At 69.4% G+C, this 20,417-nt stretch carries 18 protein-coding genes; 8 read left to right on the top strand and 10 right to left on the bottom strand.

Annotated features, from left to right (window positions below):
• The first annotated feature begins 29 nt into the window (after positions 1–29).
• Positions 30–887: an SDR family NAD(P)-dependent oxidoreductase gene (locus ACTWP6_RS07780; protein WP_443187295.1), complete on the top strand. Its 858-nt coding sequence runs from the start codon at positions 30–32 to the stop codon at positions 885–887.
• On the opposite strand, the gene ACTWP6_RS07775 is transcribed toward ACTWP6_RS07780, so the two are convergent.
• The 6 genes from ACTWP6_RS07775 to ACTWP6_RS07750 all read right to left on the bottom strand — a co-directional run bounded on the left by ACTWP6_RS07775 (position 867) and on the right by ACTWP6_RS07750 (position 9,801).
• Complete coding sequence (locus tag ACTWP6_RS07775; protein WP_443187294.1) at positions 867–2,054, bottom strand: alkane 1-monooxygenase; 1,188 nt, start codon at positions 2,052–2,054, stop codon at positions 867–869. The two genes, ACTWP6_RS07780 and ACTWP6_RS07775, sit on opposite strands and share 21 nt — an antisense overlap.
• A 244-nt stretch (positions 2,055–2,298) precedes the next feature.
• Positions 2,299–4,155, bottom strand: a complete 1,857-nt coding sequence (locus ACTWP6_RS07770) for a hypothetical protein (RefSeq protein WP_443187293.1) — start codon at positions 4,153–4,155, stop codon at positions 2,299–2,301.
• A gap of 67 nt (positions 4,156–4,222) precedes the next feature.
• Positions 4,223–6,427, bottom strand: coding sequence for a malate synthase G (locus ACTWP6_RS07765; RefSeq protein ID WP_443187292.1), 2,205 nt, complete (start codon positions 6,425–6,427; stop codon positions 4,223–4,225).
• Between the two features lie 90 nt (positions 6,428–6,517).
• Positions 6,518–7,408 (bottom strand): 3-methyladenine DNA glycosylase, encoded by an 891-nt coding sequence (locus ACTWP6_RS07760; protein ID WP_443187291.1) that lies wholly within the window; start codon positions 7,406–7,408, stop codon positions 6,518–6,520.
• Positions 7,386–8,453: a hemolysin family protein gene (locus ACTWP6_RS07755; RefSeq protein ID WP_260752702.1), complete on the bottom strand. Its 1,068-nt coding sequence runs from the start codon at positions 8,451–8,453 to the stop codon at positions 7,386–7,388. Before ACTWP6_RS07755 ends, ACTWP6_RS07760 begins: the two co-directional genes overlap by 23 nt.
• Positions 8,446–9,801 carry a hemolysin family protein gene (locus tag ACTWP6_RS07750; protein WP_443187290.1) on the bottom strand — a complete coding sequence of 452 codons (1,356 nt, stop codon included), beginning with the start codon at positions 9,799–9,801 and terminating at the stop codon, positions 8,446–8,448. Before ACTWP6_RS07750 ends, ACTWP6_RS07755 begins: the two co-directional genes overlap by 8 nt.
• 308 nt (positions 9,802–10,109) lie before the next feature.
• On the opposite strand from ACTWP6_RS07750, the gene ACTWP6_RS07745 reads away from it, so the two are divergent.
• Genes ACTWP6_RS07745 through ACTWP6_RS07735 form a run of 3 tightly spaced genes read left to right on the top strand, consistent with a single transcriptional unit; the run spans position 10,110 to position 13,776 of the window.
• Entirely contained in the window at positions 10,110–11,138 is a 1,029-nt protein-coding gene (locus ACTWP6_RS07745) for an iron ABC transporter substrate-binding protein (protein WP_260752704.1), read from the top strand.
• 54 nt (positions 11,139–11,192) lie between these two features.
• Entirely contained in the window at positions 11,193–12,701 is a 1,509-nt protein-coding gene (locus ACTWP6_RS07740) for an ABC transporter permease (RefSeq protein WP_443187338.1), read from the top strand.
• The gene (locus tag ACTWP6_RS07735) at positions 12,694–13,776 is read left to right on the top strand and encodes an ABC transporter ATP-binding protein (RefSeq protein ID WP_443187289.1); all 1,083 of its coding nucleotides are present in this window, start codon (positions 12,694–12,696) and stop codon (positions 13,774–13,776) included. The genes ACTWP6_RS07740 and ACTWP6_RS07735 overlap by 8 nt, the downstream gene beginning before the upstream one ends.
• Here ACTWP6_RS07735 and ACTWP6_RS07730 read toward each other — a convergent pair.
• The 4 genes from ACTWP6_RS07730 to ACTWP6_RS07715 all read right to left on the bottom strand — a co-directional run bounded on the left by ACTWP6_RS07730 (position 13,729) and on the right by ACTWP6_RS07715 (position 18,157).
• The gene (locus ACTWP6_RS07730) at positions 13,729–15,165 is read right to left on the bottom strand and encodes a GuaB1 family IMP dehydrogenase-related protein (RefSeq protein WP_443187288.1); all 1,437 of its coding nucleotides are present in this window, start codon (positions 15,163–15,165) and stop codon (positions 13,729–13,731) included. The genes ACTWP6_RS07735 and ACTWP6_RS07730 overlap by 48 nt on opposite strands.
• A gap of 100 nt (positions 15,166–15,265) precedes the next feature.
• The gene (gndA, locus tag ACTWP6_RS07725; protein ID WP_260752710.1) at positions 15,266–16,735 is read right to left on the bottom strand and encodes an NADP-dependent phosphogluconate dehydrogenase; all 1,470 of its coding nucleotides are present in this window, start codon (positions 16,733–16,735) and stop codon (positions 15,266–15,268) included.
• A gap of 55 nt (positions 16,736–16,790) precedes the next feature.
• A complete protein-coding gene (locus ACTWP6_RS07720) occupies positions 16,791–17,726 on the bottom strand; it encodes a M56 family metallopeptidase (RefSeq protein WP_260752711.1) in 936 nt (311 codons plus the stop codon).
• 14 nt (positions 17,727–17,740) lie between these two features.
• A complete protein-coding gene (locus ACTWP6_RS07715; RefSeq protein WP_443187287.1) occupies positions 17,741–18,157 on the bottom strand; it encodes a BlaI/MecI/CopY family transcriptional regulator in 417 nt (138 codons plus the stop codon).
• A gap of 172 nt (positions 18,158–18,329) precedes the next feature.
• Here ACTWP6_RS07715 and ACTWP6_RS07710 point away from each other — a divergent pair, with 172 nt between their 5' ends.
• The 4 genes from ACTWP6_RS07710 to ACTWP6_RS07695 all read left to right on the top strand — a co-directional run bounded on the left by ACTWP6_RS07710 (position 18,330) and on the right by ACTWP6_RS07695 (position 20,417).
• Positions 18,330–19,100, top strand: a complete 771-nt coding sequence (locus ACTWP6_RS07710) for an iron reductase (protein WP_443187286.1) — start codon at positions 18,330–18,332, stop codon at positions 19,098–19,100.
• Between the two features lie 175 nt (positions 19,101–19,275).
• Positions 19,276–19,680 carry a PaaI family thioesterase gene (locus tag ACTWP6_RS07705; protein ID WP_443187285.1) on the top strand — a complete coding sequence of 135 codons (405 nt, stop codon included), beginning with the start codon at positions 19,276–19,278 and terminating at the stop codon, positions 19,678–19,680.
• A gap of 103 nt (positions 19,681–19,783) precedes the next feature.
• A complete protein-coding gene (locus tag ACTWP6_RS07700; RefSeq protein WP_260752715.1) occupies positions 19,784–20,086 on the top strand; it encodes an urease subunit gamma in 303 nt (100 codons plus the stop codon).
• 13 nt (positions 20,087–20,099) lie between these two features.
• The gene (locus ACTWP6_RS07695) at positions 20,100–20,417 is read left to right on the top strand and encodes an urease subunit beta (protein ID WP_443187284.1); all 318 of its coding nucleotides are present in this window, start codon (positions 20,100–20,102) and stop codon (positions 20,415–20,417) included.

Genomic DNA, 20,417 nt, shown 5'->3' with positions numbered 1-20,417 from the left:
GGATCCGGCGCGGCCGCTATCCTTCCCGGGTGGCATCCGTAGACGCAGCACGACTGTCCGGGAAAGTCGCCTTCATCACCGGCGGCGCATCAGGGATCGGTGCCGCGCTCACCGCCAAGCTCGCCGGGGCCGGCGCGCAGGTGTGGATCGCAGACCGTCAGTACCAGGCCGCGCAGAGCCTCGCACAACAGCTGCAGGGAGTCGGCGCGCCGGTGCACGCGGTCGAACTCGACGTGCGCGACCCGGCGGCGTTCGGCGCAGCGGTCGGCAGCACCGTCGACTCCGCCGGCCGCATCGACTATCTGTTCAACAACGCCGGTATCGGCATCGGCGGCGAGGTCGACACCCTCACCCTCGACGACTGGACCGACATCATCGACGTGAACCTGCGCGGCGTGATCCACGGTGTCCAGGCTGCCTATCCGATCATGATCAAGCAGGGCAGCGGCCACATCATCAACACCGCGTCAATGGCCGGGCTGGTCACCACCTCCGCGCAGGCCGGTTACTCGGCGACCAAGCACGCCGTCGTGGCGTTGTCGAAGACGATGCGGGTGGAGGCCGCCACGCACGGCGTGCGCGTGTCGGTCCTGTGCCCCGGTGTGGTTCGGACGCCGATCCTGTCCGGCGGGGCCTACGGCCGCAACACGAGTGTCAGCCGGGAGAACCTCGTCAAGCTCGGCGAGGCGCTGCGCCCGATCGACGCCGATGTGTTCGCGGACAAGGCCCTGCGCGCCGTGCTGCGCAACGAGGCCATCATCGTGGTGCCGCGATGGTGGAAGGCGCTGTGGTATCTGGAGCGACTGTCACCGGGGCTGTCGATGCGCACCGCCGCGGTCGCGCTCAAACGCACCCGCGAGGTGCAGTCAGCCGTACCGCCGCAGTAACGCCCGTTCCTTGCGCGGACTCAGCGCCGCCAGCCGGACCTCGCCGCCGTAGTGCGCGACCACCCGCCGGTCCATCACCCGCCGCCACAACGGCGGGACGAGCGCCAGCAGCACCATCGTGGCGTAGCCGGACGGCAGTTGGGGAGCCTCGTCGGCGTGGCAGAGCGCCTGATACCGCCGATGCGGATTGGCGTGATGGTCGGAGTGGCGCTGCAGATGGAAGAGGAACACGTTGGAGATCACCGAGTTGCTGTTCCAGCTGTGCGCCGGGCGGACCTGCTGGTAGCTGCCGTCGGGACGGCGCTGCCGCCGCAGTCCGTAGTGCTCCAGGTAGTTGATCGACTCCAGCAGGCAGATCCCGATCACCGCCTGGCCGAGCAGCCACGGCAGGACCTGCACCCCGAACACGGCGACCAGCACCGCGAACAGCGCCGCGGTCATCGCCCAGGAGTTCAGCGCGTCGTTGCGCAGGCTCCACGCCGACTTTCCGCGGCGGGCCAGTCGGCGCCGCTCGAGCGACCACGCCGAGCGCAGGCTGCCCAGGATGGACCGGAACAGAAACGCATACAGGGTCTCGCCGAGGCGCGAGCTGGCCGGATCCTCCGGGGTGGCGACGCGGGCGTGGTGGCCGCGGTTGTGCTCGACGAAGAAGTGCCCGTAGCCGGTCTGGGCCAGCGCCACCTTGCTGAGCCAGCGTTCCGACCGCGCCCGCTGATGGCCGAGTTCGTGGGCGATGTTGATGGCGACGCCGCCGATGCCACCGACAGTGAGCATCAGGCCGATCTTGTCGGGCAGGCTCATCGTGGCGGCTTCGGCGTTCCACAGCCAGCAGGCCAGTGCCAGGGACAGGTACTGGGCGGGCAGGTAGAGATAGGTGGCCCAGCGGTAGAAGCGGTCGTTCTCCAGATGCGTCAGCGCGCTGTCGGGCGGATTGTCGGAGTCCGGCCCGACCAGGAAATCGAGCGCCGGTATCACCACCATCATCAACGCCGGGCCGGACCACCAGAACCCGCCCCACCCGGTCAGTGTCGCGGCGGCCCAGGACATCGGCACCAGCGTCGGAATCACCAGGCCGAGCAGCCAGACGTACCGCTTGCGGTCCCGCCAGGCTGGAGCAACCTCCGACACCAGACCTTTCCGTACCTGAGTGCGCTGCTGGATCGGCATTGCCCGAAGATTCCTCCTCTTAGCCGACGGTCTCCTGATCATCGCAACGGCGAGCGACGATTGGGTAACGTCGTCATACCATTGGAGCAAGCCAGGGGCAATCGTGTGAGCGAAGCAAGCCCTCGGCGCGCTGTCAGGCAGGTCCCATGGTACCGATTGCTGGCCGACACACGGGGACCTCCGGCCACGCGCGTTTCCGGTGGCCGCCGCGCCGCAGTGCAGCAAAGCTGCCGATCGTGGGCGTTCAGGACATCATCGACGAGATCGCGGCGGCGAGTTCGGGGGAGTCCGACGAACCGAGGAGCTGATAGCTGCCGCCGGTGATCTGCGCGACCGACTCCCAGGTGGGCCGGTCGGCATCGTCACCGAAGTCGATGATGTTGACCGCCACCGGACGATCCGGGTTGAACGCCCCCCGGATGTAGTCCTGCAGGCCCGCGGGACCCAGCGATTGGTCGGTGTGGGGGCCCGCGGTGATGACCAGGACCGAGTTCTTCTGCCCTTCCCGGTATTTCGACAATGCGTCGGCGTAGACCAGCCGCAGGGTGGTGAACGACACCGCTCCGCCTCCGGAAGGATTCTGCGCGTCCAGTGCTGCGGTGAGCGCGTCAGCACGCGGGGTTCCGTCGACCTGGTCGGCCAGGGGTCCGAGGTCGACCTCCGGGCGCCCCTGTACACCGTCGAACGTCCACAGCCCCACAGCCGAATCGGGCGGGAGCACCGCCAGCCGGGCTTTGAGCGCGTTGATGACGTTGCGCAGGCGCGGCGAGCCGCCCTCGTCGGTCGGCATCGACTGGTCCAGCATCACCGTGACGGTCGGGCTCTGTAACGGGGTGGTCAGCGTCTCGGCGATCGTGGTGCGCAGCGCGTCATCGCCGACCTGCAGCGGCGCCGACACCGGCGCGAAGTCAACGACATCGCTGGCCGGAGGGGCGGCGCCCTCGACCCGGAACCCGGCGTTGGCCAGGTCGGTGAGCTGCTCGGGTTTGCGCATGAACCGCGCGAACTCGCTGGCCGCGGTGACCTGCTCCTGGGACAGCCAGTCCCCGGCCAGCAGCACGGTCGGGAAGTCGGCGGTCGGGGTCGGCCCCGGCGGGATCCACGCGGTCAGCTTGTTCTTGGCGTCGGTGAGCGACGCACCGCGTTGGAACACCCGCTGTTCGGTGGTGGCCACCGCGTGCACGGGCGCCGCGGCGGGATCCGGGGCGTTGACGAGGGCGTCGAGCGCGGTGTCTGCGGTGCGGTCGGCCAAGTCGGGCGCGCGGGACATCACGGTGCTGACCGCCCCCAGGCCCGCGCTTGCGCTGGCGCCCGAGGGCGCCGCGGCGGCGGCGATCGCCTCCGCGGCCAGGTAGGACGCGTCGCTGTCCGCCTCGAGCGGCAAGGCCAGCCGCAGCCCGCCCCAGCCGGTCAGGCCGAGACCGTCCAGTGCGGCCGGATCAGTCTGCAGCCTTGGCAGGGTTCCCCAGTTCTGTTGACCGAGAGCGGCTTTGAGCGCAGGAGCGACGGCGAGCACGACGGGGGAGGTGACCAGGGAGCGGCTGTCGCTGACGGTCTCGGCGCCCGTCGCGGCTTCCAGCAGGGCCGCCGACACCGAACTGGCCGGGATCCACAACGCAGGTCGCTCACCCAGGTCGGCCGGCCACTGTTCGGCGAAACCGTTGACCACCTGATCGGAGTCGGCGGACTTGACGCCGATCTTGACGCACCGGTCCCCGACGGGGTCGGCCGTCTCGTTGTATCGCTCGGCGAGCGCCCCAACCGGCTCGGCGATCGCCGGATCGGCGACCACCGCAACCGCGACCTCGCCCGCGACGCACCGGGCGGCCGCCTCATCGGAGCGACCGGACAGCGAATCGCCGACGAAGCGCCACAGGATGACCGCGGCGACCACGACGACCACCGCCACCAGCGCGACGATCACACCCATGCTGACGCCGCGCCGGCCGGGCGTCACCGCACGGTGACTGCCCGTCCATTCGCCGCCCTGCCAGTCACCGCTGTACTGCGCACCGCCGCTCGACGAGGCCGCCTCACCCGCGGTGTCAGGCTCGGACCCGCCGCGCGAGTCGTCCGGATCGGGGAGGCTATGCCGGCCCATGCCAGCCTTCGCTGCACACGCTGCTCACGTCCTTGTTCGGTAACCGGTCGGGGTGGGCTGTCCTGCGTCAGCCAACGTTACTAGCTGCCTTGTACTCCCTGCGCCGGCGATGCAGGATCGGTTCGGTGTAGCCGTTGGGCTGCTCGGCGCCGGATAGGATCAGTTCCTGGGCGGCCTGGAATGCGATGTTGTTGTCGGGATCCGTTGCCATGGGCCGGAAATCGGGGTCCTTGGCGTTCTGCTCGTCGACGACGGCCGCCATCCGGCGCAGGCTGGCCTTGACGTCGTCGGCGGTGATCACACCGTGGCGCAGCCAGTTGGCCAGCAGCTGGCTGGAGATGCGCAGTGTGGCGCGGTCCTCCATGAGTGCGACGTCGTGGATGTCGGGCACCTTGGAGCAGCCGACACCGGCGTCGATCCAACGCACGACATACCCGAGGATCGACTGGCAGTTGTTGTCGACCTCTTCGCGGATCTCGTCGGACTCCCACGCCAGTTCCTTGGCCAGCGGGATGGTCAGCAGCTCGTCGACCGTGCTGCGGCGCTCGCCGGCGAGTTCGCGCTGCACCGCGAACACGTCCACCTGGTGGTAGTGCATGGCGTGCAGGGTGGCCGCCGTCGGTGAGGGCACCCACGCGGTCGTGGCGCCCGCCTTGGGCTGGCCGATCTTCTGCTCCACCATGTCGGCCATCAGGTCGGTCATCGCCCACATGCCCTTGCCGATCTGGGCCTTGCCGGAGAACCCGGTCTCCAGGCCGATGTCGACGTTCTGGTTCTCGTAGGCGGTGATCCACTCGGTGGACTTCATCGCGCCCTTGCGGATCATCGGCCCGGCGTCCATCGAGGTGTGGATCTCGTCGCCGGTGCGGTCCAGGAAGCCGGTGTTGATGAACACGACCCGGTCGGCGGCGGCCTTGATGCAGGCCTTGAGGTTGAGCGTGGTGCGCCGCTCCTCGTCCATGATGCCGACCTTGAGGGTGTTGGGCGGCAGGCCGAGCACATCCTCGACGCGGCTGAACAGCTCGCAGGTGAAGGCCACCTCTTCCGGGCCGTGCATCTTGGGTTTGACGATGTAGACCGAACCGGTCCGGCTGTTGGCCAGCGGGCCGTTGTTGTCGCCGGTGCGCAGGCCGTGGATGCCGATGAGGCTGGTGAACAGCGCATCCTGGATCCCCTCGGGCACCTCTGCGCCGTCCTGCCCGTCGGCGTCGAACACGATCGCGTCGTTGGTCATCAGGTGGCCGACGTTGCGCACGAACAGCAGGCTGCGGCCCGGCAGGGTGAGCTCACCCGACCCGTCCGGGGTGGTGAAGGTGCGGTCCGGGTTGAGCACCCGGGTGAACGTCTTGCCGCCCTTGCTGACCTCCTCGGCGAGGTCGCCGCGGTTCAGGCCGAGCCAGTTGCGGTAGCCGAGCACCTTGTCGTCGGCGTCGACCGCAGCGACCGAGTCTTCGAAGTCCATGATCGTGGTGATCGCCGACTCCAGCACGACGTCCTTGATGCCGGCCTTGTCGGTCGAGCCGATCGGGGAATCGGCGTCGATCAGGATCTCGATGTGCAGGCCGTGGTTGGCCAGCAGCACCGAGGTCGGCGCCTCGGCCGCGCCGAGGTAGCCGACGAACTGCGCGGGATCCTTGAGCGCGACCGACCCACCGTCGTCCAGCGTGGCGGCGAGGTGACCGTCGTCGAGCGTGAGCCCGGTGATGTCGGTCCACGAGCCCGACGCGAGCGGGGCCGCACCGTCGAGGAACGTGCGGGCGTAGGCGATGACCTTGTCGCCGCGCACCGGGTTGTAGCTCGTACCCGGTTCGGCGCCGCCCTCCTCGGAGATCACGTCGGTGCCGTACAGCGCGTCGTACAACGAACCCCAACGCGCATTGGCGGCGTTCAGCGCGAAGCGGGCGTTGAGGATCGGCACCACCAGCTGCGGACCCGCAGTGGTGGTGATCTCGTCGTCGACGCCGGCGGTGGTGATGGCGAAGTCGCCCGGCTCGGGCTCCAGGTAACCGATGTCGGTGAGGAACTGCTTGTAGTCCTCGGGCTCGAATCCGCCGATCACCCGGGCGCGGTGCCAACGGTCGATCTGCGCCTGCAGATCGTCACGGCGGGCCAGCAGCTCCTGGTTGCGCGGAGTCAGATCCGCCACCACCTTCTCGACGCCGGACCAGAAGGTGTCCGGGTCGATGCCGGTTCCGGGCAGCGCCTCGTTGTTGATGAAGTCGTACAGCACGGGGGCGACGCGCAAATTACCCACCGTCACGCGATCGGTCATGATTCCTCCCTCGCTTGACGCGGGCCTGCGTCCCGCCGTTGGCAGTGTCTGTCGGTGTCGACGGTTCAGCTTACCCACCGGTAACAGGGCCTATGCCCCGGTGGCACGGTCCTGCAGCACCCGGGCGCGGTCCAGCAGCCGGGACCGCAGTGGTGCGGCCCGCGTACTGATCTCCTCCTGTGCGCGCGCGTATTCGCCTCTGCCGCCCGGTGTCTCGACCTCGATCGGGTCGAAGCCGTACGCGCGCAGATCATAGGGGCTGGCCCGCATGTCGAGCACCCGCGCGTCGAGGGCCAGCTCGAGACAGTCGAGCACCAGCCCCGATTCGATCAGCGGGCCCAATTTGACCGCCCACTTGTACAGATCCATGCCGGCATGCACGCAGCCCGGCTGCTCGGTGGCGATCTGCGTGTCGCGGGTCAGGTGCCGGGCGTTGCGACCCGCGGCGGGTTCGGTGAAGAAGCGGTACGCGTCGAAGTGGCTGCAGCGCAACGGCATCGACTCGACCACCGCGTCGGTGCCGGCTGCCGAAAGACGCAGCGGGACCCGGTCGTGGCGGACCTCGGCGGCCCGGTAGACCATCGCCCATTCGTGCAGTCCGAAGCAGTTGAACCGGGGCGGCCGCGCCGCGGTGGCCGCCAGCAGATCCGCGATGAACCTCACCGTGCCGCTGCGGCGGTGGAGATGGTCGCGTCCGACGGTCACCCCGCCGTCGTGGCGCACATAGCCGGTTCTGCCGAGATAGCGGTCGGCCTCGGGTCCGTCCAAGACCACCCCGAACCCGGGATGCCACATCCGCAGCCGCGGCGGACGCACGCTGTAGTAGGTGAACAGGAAGTCGTAGACCGGATGGGCCTGCCCGGTACGGCGGCGCCGCAGGTGAGGCGCCAGGATGTCGTCGGCGCGGCGGGCGTGCGCGGCCGCGCATGGGATCCAGGCAGCCTGGGACAGACGGGTGTCAGATGCGGTGCGTGCTGTCACGGACGGTTCCCACCAGGTCCTCGACCAGGTCCTCCAGCGCCACCATCGCGGTCGCGGCGCCGTCGGCGGCGGTGACCAGCGCGAGATGGCTGTTGGTGCGCCGGAGCCGGGTCAGGGCGTCGGGCAGCGGCAGCGACGCCGGCACCTTCGGCAGTGGCCGCACCATCGACGTCTCGATCACCGCGGTGCTGTCCGCCTCCCCGTCGGCCATGATCAGCGGCAGCACATCCTTGATGTGCACGTAGCCGATGAAGGCGCCGTCGGTGTCGGTGACGGGGAACCGCGAGTAGCCGGTCTCCTTGAGTGCCTCCTCCAGCGCGGCGACCGTCGGTCCCGCGCCCTCACTGGCCACCGGGACGGCGCGGATCTCATGCAGCGGTATCGCGACGTCGTTGACCGCCCGGTTGCGGATCTGCAGCGCACGGGTGAGCCGGGTGTGCTCCTCCGGGTCGAGCAGCCCCTCCGACAGCGACTCGGCGATCATCTCGGACAACTCGACGGTGGAGACGGTGACGTCGAGCTCGTCTTTGGGTTCGACCCCGAACAGGCGCAGGGTCGTGTTGGCGCACCAGTTGTAGAACGCGATGAACGGCCGGGCCAGGCGCATGTACACCAGGTACACCGGGATCAGCAGCATCGCGGTGGACTCGGGACCGGCGATCGCGATGTTCTTCGGCACCATCTCGCCGAGCAGCACGTGCAGCGTCACCACGATGGTCAGCGCCACCAGGAACGACACCGTGTGCAGCACGGGATCGGGAATGCCGAGCAGCGCGAACGGCATCTCCAGCAGGTGGGCCACCGCGGGTTCGGCGACCCGCCCGAGCAGGATCGAGCAGATCGTGATCCCGAGTTGGGAGCCCGCGAGCATCAGCGACAGATGCTCGCCGGCCCTGATGACGGTCACCGCGCTGCGCTTGCCCTGTTCGGCCAGCGCCTCCAACCGATCGCGGCGGGCCGAGATCAGTGAGAACTCCGAGGCGACGAAGAACGCGTTCGCCGCGAGCAGGACGAAGGTCAGCAGCACACCGAAGATGTCACCCATCGGCGGGCTCCTTGCGGCCGAGTTCGGTCAGGCGCAGCTGGTCGATGCGGCGCCCGTCCATCTTCACCACCGTGGCAAGCCACCGCACCGGATCCTCCAGCGCTCCGTCCGGGTCGAACGCGGTCAGCTCGACCGACTCGCCCTCCTCGGGGATGTGGCCGAGCTTCTCCAGCACCAGCCCGCCGATGGTCTCGTAATCACCCTCGGGCGCCCGGAACGCCGTGCCCTTGGCCACCTCGTCGATGCGCAGCAACGCCGACACCTGCCAGCCGCGGCCCGCCTGCACCACGTCGGGGGGTTCGACATCGTGCTCGTCGCGCACGTCACCGACGATCTCCTCGATCAGGTCCTCGACCGTCACCATCCCGGCGGTGCCGCCGTACTCGTCGACCACCAGCGCCGTCTGCAACCCGTTGGCCCGCACCTCCGACATCACCGCATCACCGTCCAGCGTCGACGGCACCTTGGTGACGGGCTGCGCCAGCGCCGACAGCCGGGTGGTTGCGCGTGCCGCGGCGGGCACGGCGAACACCTGCTTGACGTGCACTACGCCGATGGTCTCGTCGAGGTCACCGCGGATGACGGGGAACCGGGAGTGGCCGGTTCTGACCGCGGCCTCGCTGAGGTCGACGACGGTGGCGTCGGCGTCGAGGGTGTCGATCTTGGAGCGCGGTGTCATCAGCTCCTCGGCGGAACGGTTCCCGAACTGCAGAGAGCGGTCCACCAGCACTGCGGTCACCGGATCCAGCGCTCCGCTCTCGGCCGACGACCGCACCAGCGAGACGAGCTCCTGCGGTGAGCGTGCGGACCGAAGTTCCTCGGCCGGTTCGATGCCGAGCCGGCGCAGGATCCAGTTCGCGGTGCCGTTGGTCAGCTTGATCAGCGGCGTGGCCAGGAACGAGAACGCCAGCTGCAGCGGTGCCGACCAGCGTGCGGTCGGCACCGGGCGGGCCACCGCGAGATTCTTCGGGACCAGCTCACCGAACACCATCGAGATCGAGGTCGCGATCAGGATCGCCAGGGCGAGCGCCAGGCCGCCGACGAACCGCTCGGGGATACCGATGGCGGCGAGCCCGGGGTGGATCAGCCGTGCGACAACGGGTTCGGCCAGGAAACCGGTGGCCAGCGTGGTGATGGAGATTCCCACCTGCGCACCGGAGAGCTGTGTCGAGAGGGTGCGGTGGGCACGGCGCACCAACTGGTCGCGACGGTCGCCCGAGCGTGCGTTGGCCTCGACGGTGCTGCGTTCCAGCGCGGTCAACGAGAACTCGGCGGCGACGAAAACCGCCGTACCGGCGGTGAGCAGCACGAACGCGAACAGAGAGAGCAGCGAGGTGGCAACGTTCATCGCGATGCCCCGCAGCGCCTGCAGCCGGGTCCGAGGCCCGGCCGACTAGAGGAGGGCTCTGCCTCGCACGGGTCGAGGTCGGGTTGTCCGGCGAATGTGGCCGGCTCGGATGGACCTCCATCCAGTGCCTGCGGCACCTGGTCCCTTTCGTCTGAGATGGCTGACGCGCAGTGCATGCGTTGCGCGAATTCTGCTGAATGTCAACACATGCTAGCGGAATCCGGGCGCGCGCCCACGCTCCCTATTCGTTAGCCGGGCTAATTCGGAGCCAGTGGTACTTTCTACCAAAGATTGGAAAGGCGAACCTAATGTCGATGTCGTTCACCCGGTTGGCAGGCGCGCTCGCAGTGGTGGCCGCGATGCTGGCGTTCAGTGCGTGCAGCTCACAGCCCCAGGGCGAGGACTCCGACAAGATCGTCGTGTACTCGGGCCGCAGCGAGGAACTCGTCGCACCGCTGATGGAGCAGTTCACCGCCGACACCGGTATCGAGGTCGAGGCCAGGTACGCCGGTTCGGGGGAGATGGCCGCCCAGTTGATCACCGAGGGCGACAAGTCGCCGGCCGATGTTTTCCTGTCCCAGGACGCCGGCGCGCTGGGCGCGGTGTCGAAGGCCGGCCTGCTCGCGCCGATCGATGCCGAGACACTGGCGGCCGTGCCCGGCGAGTTCTCCGCCGCCGACGGCACCTGGGTGGGCGTGTCCGGGCGTGCCCGCGTCATCGTCTACAACCCGACGCTGGCGCCCAACCCGCCGGACACCATCGACGCACTGCTGGCCCCGGAGTGGAAGGGCAAGATCGGGTTCGCCCCGAGCAACGCGTCCTGGCAGGCGTTCGTGACCGGCCTGCGTGTGCTGCGCGGTGACGACGGTGCCGAGCAGTGGCTGCGGGCGTTCAAGGCCCAGGATCCGCAGGCCTTCGAGAACAACGTCGCGGTCCGGGATGCGGTGGATTCCGGCCAGGTTCCGCTCGGCCTGGTCAATCACTACTACCTTTACGAGCTGATCCACTCCAAGGGCCCCGACGCCGTGGTGGCCGAGAACAAGTTCATGGCCCCCGGCGATCCCGGCGGCCTGATCAACGTCGCCGGGGTGGGTGTGCTCAAGGCGGCGCCCAACCCCGCCGGTGCGCAGCAGTTCGCGGCCTACCTGGTCGGCGAGTCGGCGCAGAAGTACTTCGCCCAGGAGACCGCCGAATACCCGCTCATCGCGTCGGTGGCGCCATCATCTGAGATGCCCCCGCTGGCCGATCTGAAGCCGCCGGCGGTGGACCTGTCGCAACTCGACGACATCGAGGCGACGCAGGAGTTGCTGGTGAACACCGGCCTCCTGACGAACTGACCTCGGTGGCGGTCACCGCCGGCGGCCCGTTCGGCCCGCAGCCGCCCGCCCGCGCTGCTGCTGCTCCCTGCTTCTCTGGTCGCGGTCTGCACGTTGGTGCCGCTGGCGTACCTGGCCGAGCGCGCACTGGACCGCGGCTGGGGATTCGTCGTCGACGAGCTCGTGCAGCCGCGCACCGCGGCCCTGGTCGGCCGCTCGCTGGTGCTCGTCGCGGTCGTCACCGCCGCCTGCGTGGTCCTGGGGGTCGGACTGGCCGTGCTGGTCACCCGCACCGATCTGTGGGGGCGGCGCGGTCTGGCGGTGGCGCTGACGCTGCCGCTGGCGATGCCCAGCTACCTGCTCGCCTACCTGTGGGTGTCGGCGTTCCCGGCCATCACCGGTTTCTGGGGCGCTGCGCTGGTCCTCACCCTGGTCAGCTATCCGCTCGTACTGCTGACCACGATGGCGGCGCTGGCCCGCGTCGACCCGGCCCAGGAAGAGGTGGCGCGCTCGCTCGGGCTGGGTGGGGTCGCGGTGCTGTTCCGGGTCACACTGCGGCAGGCGCGCGCCGCGATCGCCGCCGGGGCGCTGCTCGTCGCGTTGTACGTGCTCAGCGATTTCGGCGCGGTCGCCGCGATGCGTTTCGAGGCGTTCACCTGGGTGATCTACGGCGCGTACCGCTCCGGGTTCAATCCGTCCCGGGCCGCGGTGCTCTCGCTGGTGTTGATGGTGTTCGCCGTGGCGCTGGTGGTGGCCGAGCACCGGGCCCGCGGACTCGCGGCGGCCTCGCGCCTCGGCGGCGGCGCACCGCGACCGGCGCCGCTGAACCGTCTGGGATCCTGGGGCCCGGTCTGGCTGATGGCGCCCGCGGCCGTGCTGGCCGCCGCCGTTGTCCTGCCGGGTGCCGAACTGGCGCAGTGGCTGCTCACCGCCGGCGCGACCTGGGACTTCGCCGAGTGGGCCGGCGCGCTCGGCGCGACGGTATGGTTGTCGGCCGCCGCCGCGCTGGTGTCCACGGCCGCCGCGCTTCCGTTGGGGGTGCTCGCGGCCCGTCACCGCGACCGGGCGACCCGGCTGCTGGAGGGCGCGAGCTATGTCGCCCACGGCCTTCCGGCCATCGTCATCGCGATCTCGATGGTGTCCCTCGGCGTGCTGCTGCTGCGGCCGATCTACCAGCGCGAGCCGCTGCTGATCCTGGCCTATACCGTGCTGTTCGTGCCCATGGCCATCGGTTCGATCCGTGCCGCGGTGGAAGCCGCCCCGATCCGCCTGGAGGAGGTGGCGCGCTCACTCGGGCGCACACCCCTGCGCGCCTTCGGCACCGTGACCGCCCGCGTCGCGCTCCCGGGCATCTCGGCCGGTGCCGCCCTGGTGTTGCTGACCTGCATGAAAGAGCTTCCGGTGACGCTGCTGCTGCACCCGACCGGCACCGACACGCTGGCCACCCGGCTATGGAACTACAGCTCGGTCAGCAATTACGCGGCCGCCGCACCGTATGCGGCCGCGCTGTTGCTGTTCGCCGCGGTCCCCACGGCGCTGCTCGGGATGTGGGGCACCGACGAGGGGGCCGTGCGCAGTGACTGACCCGACCGCGGTCAGCGCGCGCGGACTCCACAAGTCGTTCGGCGAGCGCCATGTGCTGCGCGGCGTCGACCTCGAGCTGGCCGCGGGGACCATCACCGCGGTTCTGGGGCCGTCGGGCTGCGGCAAGACGACGCTGCTGCGCATCCTGGCCGGATTCGAGGATCCCAACGCCGGGACGGTGAGGATCGCCGGCGAGACGGTGGCCGGGGACGGCCGAGTAGTGCCGGTGCACCGCCGTCGCGTCGGGCTGATGCCGCAGGAAGGAGCGTTGTTCCCGCACCTGAGCGTGGGGGAGAACATCGGGTTCGGGCTGGGCCGCGTCCCCCGCGCGCAAGCGGCCGCCGAGATCGCCCACTGGCTGGACGTCGTCGGCCTGACCGGTCTGGCCGGAGCCCGGCCCCACGAGATCTCGGGGGGACAGCAGCAGCGGGTGGCGCTGGCGCGGGCATTGGCGGCCCGGCCGCGGGTGCTGCTGCTCGACGAGCCGTTCGCCGCGCTGGACGCCGGATTGCGGGTCCGGGTACGCGAGGACATCGCGACGATCCTGCACGACACCGGGACCACCGCGCTGCTGGTCACCCACGACCAGGCCGAGGCGCTGTCGCTCGCCGACTCGGTGGCGCTGCTGATCGACGGTGTCGTCGCCCAGCACGGCGCGCCGAGCGACCTCTACGACTGTCCGGGCTCGCTGGCGACCGCACGGTTCCTCGGCAGCACTGTGGAGATCTCCGGGACCGTGGACGCCGGCATCGCGCACACCACGCTCGGACCACTGCGGCTGCGTGATGCGGGAACCACACCCGGTGCGGCGGTGGTGATGCTGCGCCCCGAACAGCTCAGGTTCGGCACCGGCGCGTCCGGGGCGGCGGGACGGGTGACGGCGCGTCGGTTCTACGGCGCCGACACCGTCGTGCACGTCGAACTCGACGACGGCACCCGCCTGCAGCTGCGCAGCCCGGGGCCGACCGCGCTGGACGACGGTGACGTCGTCACCGTGGAGGTCGCCGGTGAGGTGCTGGCCTACCCGTCACCAACCAGTGGGCAGCGGGTGTCCCTCGGCGAAACCGGCGGCTGACTGCACGCCGAGCACCGCTTTCTCGTGCAACTCCGGCAACGTCGTCGCGCCGACGTAGGTGCAGGTGCTGCGAACCCCGGAGGTGATGTGGTCGAGCAGGTCCTCGACACCGCCCCGCACGGGGTCCAGGTTCATCCGCGACGAGGAGATGCCCTCTTCGAACAGCGCCTTGCGCGCCCGGTCGAACGCGCTGTCGCCGGCGGTGCGCGCCGCGACGGCACGCTTGGACGCCATGCCGTAACTCTCCTTGAAGGGTCGGTCGTCGCGGTCGTGCATCAGGTCGCCCGGCGACTCGTAGGTGCCGGCGAACCAGGATCCGATCATGACGTTCGACGCACCGGCGGCGATGGCCAGCGCCACGTCCCGCGGGTGCCGCACGCCACCGTCGGCCCACACGTGGCCGCCGAGTTCCCTTGCTGCCGCAGCGCATTCGACCACGGCGGAGAACTGAGGCCGCCCGACGCCGGTCATCATCCTGGTGGTGCACATGGCGCCGGGCCCAACACCGACCTTGACGATCGACGCGCCCGCGTTGAGCAGGTCGCGGGTGCCTTGGGCCGACACCACGTTGCCCGCGGCCAGCGGCAGCCGCAAGTCGAGGGAGGCCACCGTCTCGATCGTGTCGAGCATCTTCTGCTGGTGGCCGTGCGCGGTGTCGACCACGAGCAGGTCCACCCCGGCATCCGCCAGATCCCGCGCCTTGGCCCCGACGTCGCCGTTGATCCCGACCGCCGCGGCGATCCGCAGCCGGCCACGGGCGTCGACGGCGGGCCGGTAGATGCCGGCGCGCACGGCCCCGGTCCGGGTCAGGACGCCGGCCAGTGATCCGTCGGCCTCGGTCAGCACGGCGACGTCGATGTGGGCATGCTCGAGCAGGTCGAACACCTTGCGCGGATCAGTGCCGACCGGGGCGGTGACGAAGTCTGAGATCGCGACGTCACGCACGCGGGTGAACCGGTCCACCCCCGCGCAGGACGCCTCGGTGACCAACCCGATCGGCCGATTCTCGAAGACGACGACGGCCGCGCCGTGCGCCCGCTTGTGGATCAGCGCGTTCGCATCCGATACCGAGTCGTCGGGAGACAGGGTCACCGGGGTGTCGACCACGGTGTCGCGGCTCTTGACGAAGTCGACGGTGTGCTTGACCGCCGACAGCGGAAGGTCCTGCGGCAGCACCACCAGACCGCCGCGGCGGGCCACCGTCTCGGCCATACGCCGGCCGGCGACCGCGGTCATGTTCGCGACCACCACCGGAATCGTGGTGCCTGACCCGTCCACCGTCGACAGGTCCACGTCAAAGCGCGACAGCACCTCCGAGCGGCTCGGCACGACGAAGACGTCGTTGTAAGTCAGGTCGTACGGCGGCCGGTGCCCATCGAGAAATCTCACAAACCCGAGTCTAGTTGCGCGACTTTCCCCCGCGAGCAGACACAAATTCGCGCGACATGCCGGCGACACGCCGGAGTATGTGTCTGCTCGCGCGCGGAAATTAGACCTCGACCTCGCTGCGGTCCCCGCTCCACAGGGTGTGGAACCGCTGGTCGCGGTCGGCGTCGATGCGCCCGTAGCTGTGCGCACCGAAGAAGTCGCGCAGCCCCTGGGTCAGCGCGGCGGGCAGTCGCTCGGTGCGCAGCCCGTCGTAGTAGGACAGCGCCGAGCTGAAGCCGGGAATCGGTATGCCGAGCTCGGTGGCCTTGACCACGACACGGCGCCAGCTGTCGATAGCGTTCTCGATCGCGTCGCGGAAGTACGGGTCCACGATCAACGTGGGCAGGTCGGGATCGTTGTCGAAGGCGTCGGTGATCCGGTTCAGGAATTTGGCCCGGATGATGCAGCCGCCTCGCCAGATCCTCGCCATGTCGCCGGGTGTGATGTCCCAGTCGTATTCGGCGCTGCCGGCCTGGATCTGGTTGAAGCCCTGCGCGTAGGCGATGATCTTCGACGCGTACAGCGCCTGCCGGATGTCCTCGGTGAACTGCTCTGCGGCTTCACCGTCTGCGGGCACCTGCCCGCCGAGGTCCCCGGACGCCAGCCCGGTGGTGGCCTTGCGCTGGGGGACCGAGCCCGACAGCGCGCGGGCGAACACCGCCTCGGCGATGCCGGTGACGGGCACGCCCAGGTCGAGGGCGGATTTGACCGTCCAGCGGCCGGTGCCCTTCTGCTCGGCCTCGTCGAGGATCAGGTCGACCAGCGGCTTGCCCGTCTTGGCGTCGATCTGGCGCAGCACCTTCGCGGTGATTTCGACCAGGAAGCTGTCGAGGTCTCCGGAGTTCCACTCGTCGAAGACGTCGGCGATCTCCGGCGCCGTCTTGCCGAGGCCGTCCCGCAGCAGCTGATAGGCCTCGCCGATGAGCTGCATGTCGGAGTACTCGATGCCGTTGTGCACCATCTTGACGAAGTGGCCGGCGCCGTCGCGGCCGATGTGGGTGCAGCACGGCACCCCGTCGACATGGGCGGATATCTCCTCCAGCAGCGGACCCAGCGAGGCGTAGGACTCCGCCGGACCGCCGGGCATGATCGACGGCCCGTTCAGCGCCCCCTCCTCACCACCGGAGATCCCGGCGCCGACGAAGTGCAGCCCGCGCTGGCGGATCGCCTTCTCGCGGCGGATGGTGTCGGTGTAGAGCGCGTTGCCGCCGTCGATGATGATGTCGCCTTCTTCCATGGCGTCGGCCAGCTCGTTGATCACGGCGTCGGTCGCCTCACCGGCCTTGACCATGATCAGCACCCGACGCGGCTTCTCCAGCGCGTCGAGGAACTCGGCGATGGTCTCGCTGCGGACGAAGGTGCCCTCGGATCCGTGCTCGGCCAGCAGCGCGTCGGTCTTGGCCACCGAGCGGTTGTGCAGTGCCACGGTGTAGCCGTGCCGCGCGAAGTTCCGCGCGATGTTCGACCCCATGACGGCCAGACCGGTGACGCCGATCTGCGCCGTCCCCGTAGTGGACTGCGACGAGCTCATGAACGGATCCCTTTCGTTCGTTGAATGCGGCACCGCAGAATCTACGGGGCCGCGTCTACGCCGAGAACAGCCGCTGGAGCTCGGTCAGCCACGGCACCGCCAGCGCGATGGTCGGCACCACCAGCACTGCCGCGGCGGTGGCGTACGCGGCGGCGGCCAGCGCCCTGCTGTTGGGCTCGCCGCCGAGCCGGCGTACCCGTACCACGGTCGTCTGCCCGCCGGCGGCCAGTGCGCCACGCGGTGCCCGAGCCGACGCGCACGCGACGAGCGCCCGCGCCAGCGGGGTCGGACCTTCGGCCCGCACCGCGGCGTCGTCGGCGAGAAGTTCGATCAGCAGCCGTACGGCGTGGAGCGCGTGCCCGCTGCGGACGAGGCGGGGGAAGGCGGCGTGCACCGCGGTGAACATCTCCAGCACCAGATCATGGCGAGCCCGCAGGTGCGCCTGTTCGTGCTCGAGGATCGCCGACATCTCGTTGTCCGACAACGCTTTCAAAGCACCCTCGCTGACGACCACGCGGCTGCGAACCCCGGGCAGGCAGTAGGCCAGCGGTTCGGCGACGTCGAGGATGCGCAGGCCGTTGCCGGCCCGGTGCCGGGGATCGAGGGAACCGACCAGGTCGACCACCATGCGGTGGTGGGCCCGGCGGCGGCGGGTGGCGATGGCGACCTGCAGCACCGACACGATCAACCGGGCGCCGATCATCAAGGTCAGGACGAAGACCACCACGTACGCGGTCCACAGCGGCCAGCCCAGCACAGCGATCTCGCTGACGATGGTGGCAGTAGGCCTGCCGTCGGGCCCGGGCACGAACAGCCGGCTCGCGATCGCGATCCCGGCGGAGAATGCCGAGAGCACCGCGGCCAGCGCGATCGACTGCCAGAGCACGATCGCGGCGCGCGGCGCGCGCAGCGGCCACGAGGCCCGCGCCAGCATCGCAGGCACCGGCCCTGACAGCAGCAGGGCCACGACGGTGAAGGCCAGCGCGGACACGCTGTCAGTGTCTCTCAGCCGGTACCCGGATCGCCACCTGGCCCTCCGATGCGGTGCTTGTCTTCAAGCTCGGCCAGCGCGCGCCGAAGGGCGGCCGCCTCATCGGCGCCGACACGCTCCACAAAATGCACGAGCGCGGCCTCCCGGCTGCCCGAATCGGCGGCCTGGTCGAGGGCGTCCACCATCAGGCCCGCAACCAGTTCATCCCGGCCGTGGGTCGGCGCATATCTGTGCGCGCGGTCGTCGCGGTGCTGCACCACGAGGTTCTTCTTCGCCAGGCGCTGCAGCACGGTCATGATCGTCGTATAGGCGAGGTAGCGGTGGGCAGCCAGGGCTTCGTGTACCTGGCGCACGGTTTGCGGCTCACCTGCGGACCACAAGTGGTCCATCACGGAACGCTCGAGTTCCCCGAGCCTCGTCAGCTTGGCCATCTTCCGTTCATCTCCTACCGGCAGTAGGACCAAAGCCTACTACGTGCTTACTACCGCGTGTCGTACCAGATGACGTCGCAGGCCAGGCGGCCGTGAGTCCGATCACACAGCCTGGCGGCCTCGGGGCCTATGACTATAGTAAGGCTAACCTAACTCACGAACGGGAGGTGACATGACGGTTCTCGTCGAGGATCCGTTGATCGCGAGTATGGCGATCCGGCGCGCGCTGCCGATCCATGAATCGAGCCGCCGCCTGCGGGAGCTCTACCGCGAGTGCCCGCGGGTCTACGGGGTCGCCGTGATGGGCGACCTCTCGCGGAGACGTTGGTGGCCGCTGGCCGAGATCTTGACCACCGACCGTCTGCACGCCATGTTCGAGGCGGGCGTCGCCGAGACCGAGAGCCGGTCCGCGGTGGCCCAGCAGCTGGCTGCTACGTTCGCCCACGTCGTGGTCGGGCGAGTGGTCCCGTTGCTGGCGGTCGAGGGCCGCGCGTGGGACACCGGCCTGGAGAACCTCTGGGTCCATGTCGACTCCGAGGGCGCGATCGACTGGGTCGGCGTGGTGGATCCGACGCTGCGCGCGTTGCCCGAGGATCCGCACTTCACCCGGCGCGGCAACGGTGTTGCAGCCCAGGAGGGCATCGTCGCGCTGCCCAGCGAGGCCGCGCTGACCACCTGGATCGCTCATCGCAGCCACTGCGCGCTCGGCCCCATCTTCGACAAGCTCGCCGCGGTCGGCGCCGGAACGATGAGCGTGCCGGCGATGTGGCATACCGTCGGCGCCACCGTGGTCAGCGCGGCGACTCAGATCCCGCTGCTGGCCGGCACCAGCGAGTTCGTCAGCATGCGCCGGGGACAGGCGGTGCTCGACGCGCTGGTCGGCTTCGGGCTGCCGGTGCGCGGCACCCCCCGGATGAATACCGGGAAGGTCTTGATTAATTAGGCAAGCCTTGCCTATTGTCTTGGTATCGGAACCAACGGACCGCGCCGGAGTCACTGAGGGCTGCAGAGACCCCCGGTCCGATCGAAGGAAGGGCCCCACACCAGGGGTGTGGGGCCCTTCCGCTTTCTCCAGACCCCGCGTCGGAGGTTGCGGCGGCGACGTGTAGACACGACGCGTGACGAGTGAAGTTCCCCAAGGTCTCGGTGACGGTTTCGACAAGGTGCTGGGGCTGACCTATCTGGAGATGACGCCCGACGGCGGACGCGCCACGCTGGAGATCACCGAACAGCTGTTGCAGCCGTGGGGCATCGTGCACGGCGGCGTCTACTGCGCGGTGATCGAGAGCATGGCCAGCGTGTCGGGTCAAGTCTGGCTCTGCGAACACGGTGGCGGCACCGTCGTCGGGGTGAACAACAACACCGACTTCCTGCGGGCGATCGGGACAGGGACCGTCACGGCGACATCGACGCCGATCCATCGCGGCCGGCGCCAGCAGCTGTGGTTGATCACCATCACCGACGACACCGAACGGGTGGTCGCGCGGGGGCAGGTCAGGTTGCAGAACATCACCGACGCGTAGCGGCGAATCAAAGCCGGACGCGTAGCGGCGAATCAAAGCCGGACGCGTAGCGGCAGGACGGGCGCGCTGCTGAGTACGCCACGGCGTGGCAGTATCGCCCACTATGCGTTTGACGCCGCATGAACAGGAACGGCTGCTGCTGTCGTATGCCGCCGAACTCGCCCGCCGCCGGCAGGCCCGCGGCGTGAAGTTGAATCATCCCGAGGCAGTGGCGATGATCACCGATCACATCCTCGAGGGTGCCCGAGATGGCCGCACCGTGGCCGAGTTGATGGTCAGCGGGCAGGCGGTGCTGTCCCGCGACGACGTGATGGACGGTGTCCCCGAGATGCTCGACGACGTCCAGGTCGAGGCCACCTTCCCGGACGGCACCAAGCTGGTCACCGTCCACCACCCGATTCCGTGAGGCAGGTGCGACGGTGATTCCAGGAGAAGTCGTCTTCGGGGACGGAGACATCGAGATCAACCCGGGCGCACCGCGGATGGAACTCGAGATCGTCAACACCGGCGATCGTCCGGTGCAGGTCGGTAGCCACGTCCACGTCCCACAGGCCAACCGCGCGTTGCGGTTCGATCGCGCCGCCGCCCACGGACAACGGTTCGACATCCCGGCGGGCACCGCGATCCGGTTCGAACCCGGTGTGGCGCAACGTGTTCGCCTGGTCCCGCTGACGGGCGCGCGTGAGGTGCACGGCCTGAGTCTGGATCCGCCGGGACGTTTGGACGAAAACCGATGA

It is taken from the genome of Mycobacterium sp. 4D054 (assembly GCF_052245755.1).
Classification (GTDB): domain Bacteria; phylum Actinomycetota; class Actinomycetes; order Mycobacteriales; family Mycobacteriaceae; genus Mycobacterium.
This window is presented reverse-complemented; position numbering and strand designations above follow the sequence as displayed.

What these genes read in the sequence shown, in the direction of transcription:
- ACTWP6_RS07710 (WP_443187286.1), top strand. Translation starts at nt 18,330, where the DNA reads ATGACGGTTCTCGTCGAGGATCCGTTGATCGCGAGTATGGCGATCCGG.
- ACTWP6_RS07775 (WP_443187294.1), bottom strand. Translation starts at nt 2,054, where the DNA reads ATGCCGATCCAGCAGCGCACTCAGGTACGGAAAGGTCTGGTGTCGGAG.
- ACTWP6_RS07745 (WP_260752704.1), top strand. Translation starts at nt 10,110, where the DNA reads ATGTCGATGTCGTTCACCCGGTTGGCAGGCGCGCTCGCAGTGGTGGCC.
- gndA (WP_260752710.1), bottom strand. Translation starts at nt 16,735, where the DNA reads ATGAGCTCGTCGCAGTCCACTACGGGGACGGCGCAGATCGGCGTCACC.
- ACTWP6_RS07755 (WP_260752702.1), bottom strand. Translation starts at nt 8,453, where the DNA reads ATGGGTGACATCTTCGGTGTGCTGCTGACCTTCGTCCTGCTCGCGGCG.
- ACTWP6_RS07700 (WP_260752715.1), top strand. Translation starts at nt 19,784, where the DNA reads ATGCGTTTGACGCCGCATGAACAGGAACGGCTGCTGCTGTCGTATGCC.
- ACTWP6_RS07765 (WP_443187292.1), bottom strand. Translation starts at nt 6,427, where the DNA reads ATGACCGATCGCGTGACGGTGGGTAATTTGCGCGTCGCCCCCGTGCTG.
- ACTWP6_RS07770 (WP_443187293.1), bottom strand. Translation starts at nt 4,155, where the DNA reads ATGGGCCGGCATAGCCTCCCCGATCCGGACGACTCGCGCGGCGGGTCC.
- ACTWP6_RS07750 (WP_443187290.1), bottom strand. Translation starts at nt 9,801, where the DNA reads ATGAACGTTGCCACCTCGCTGCTCTCTCTGTTCGCGTTCGTGCTGCTC.
- ACTWP6_RS07715 (WP_443187287.1), bottom strand. Translation starts at nt 18,157, where the DNA reads ATGGCCAAGCTGACGAGGCTCGGGGAACTCGAGCGTTCCGTGATGGAC.